General features: G+C 67.3%; 1 pseudogene. It reads left to right on the top strand.

Annotated elements, in window-relative coordinates:
- A pseudogene (locus tag ACDELDRAFT_RS23045) lies at positions 1-852 on the top strand (5-(carboxyamino)imidazole ribonucleotide synthase); the annotation flags it as partial.
- Positions 853-935 lie beyond the last annotated feature (83 nt).

The following is a 935-nucleotide window of genomic DNA, read 5'->3' as shown; positions in this document are numbered from 1 at the left end:
CGCAGGACCGCGCGCGCGAGAAAGCCCACTTCGTGGCCTCGCGGTGTGCCTTGCGCGCCCTATGCAGTGATCGAAACGGCCGAGCAACTGGCGGCGGTATCGGTCGATCTCCTTCCAGGCATCCTGAAAACCGCCCGCATGGGCTATGACGGCAAAGGCCAGGTGCGCGTGAAGACGCCCGCCGAGCTGGCCGCCGCCTGGGACTCCGTCGGCCAGGTGCCTTGCGTGCTCGAGAAGATGCTGCCGCTGCAACTCGAATGCTCGGTGCTGGTGGCACGCGGCATGGACGGCGCCATGGTGCACCTGCCGGTGCAGCGCAACCTGCACCGCGATGGCATCCTGGCCGTGACCGAAGTTTATGAAGAAAATCTGCCTGCAGCGCTTGCTGCACAAGCGATAGCAGCTGCAAAATCTGTAGCAGAAGGCCTGCACTACGTCGGCGTGCTGTGCGTGGAATTCTTCGTGCTGCAGGACGGCAGCCTGGTGGTCAACGAGATTGCCCCGCGCCCGCACAACAGCGGCCACTACAGCCAGAACGCGTGCGACGTGTCGCAGTTCGAACTGCAGGTGCGCACCATGGCGCGCCTGCCGCTCACCCAGCCGCGCCAGCACAGCCCCGCCGTCATGCTCAACCTGCTGGGCGATCTGTGGTTTGCGCAGGGCGACACCGAGCAAACGCCCCCCTGGGCCGAGGTGCTGGCGCTGCCCGGCACGCACCTGCACCTGTATGGCAAACGCGAAGCCAAGCGCGGGCGCAAGATGGGGCACCTCAACATCACCGCGGCCACGGCCGAGGCTGCACGCGCCACGGCGCTGCAAGCGGCCACGCTGCTGGGCATTGCGCCCTTCTGAGCCGACCGGCGCCACCTTCCACGCAATCGTCCCATGATCCTCGACGGCACCCTGCCCGAATCCATCGCCGCCGCCGCGCGCGC

The organism is Acidovorax delafieldii 2AN (assembly GCF_000175235.1).
GTDB classification, from domain to species: domain Bacteria; phylum Pseudomonadota; class Gammaproteobacteria; order Burkholderiales; family Burkholderiaceae_C; genus Acidovorax; species Acidovorax delafieldii_B.
Note: the sequence above shows the minus strand (reverse complement) of the source record. Positions and strands in the feature narration are given on the sequence as shown.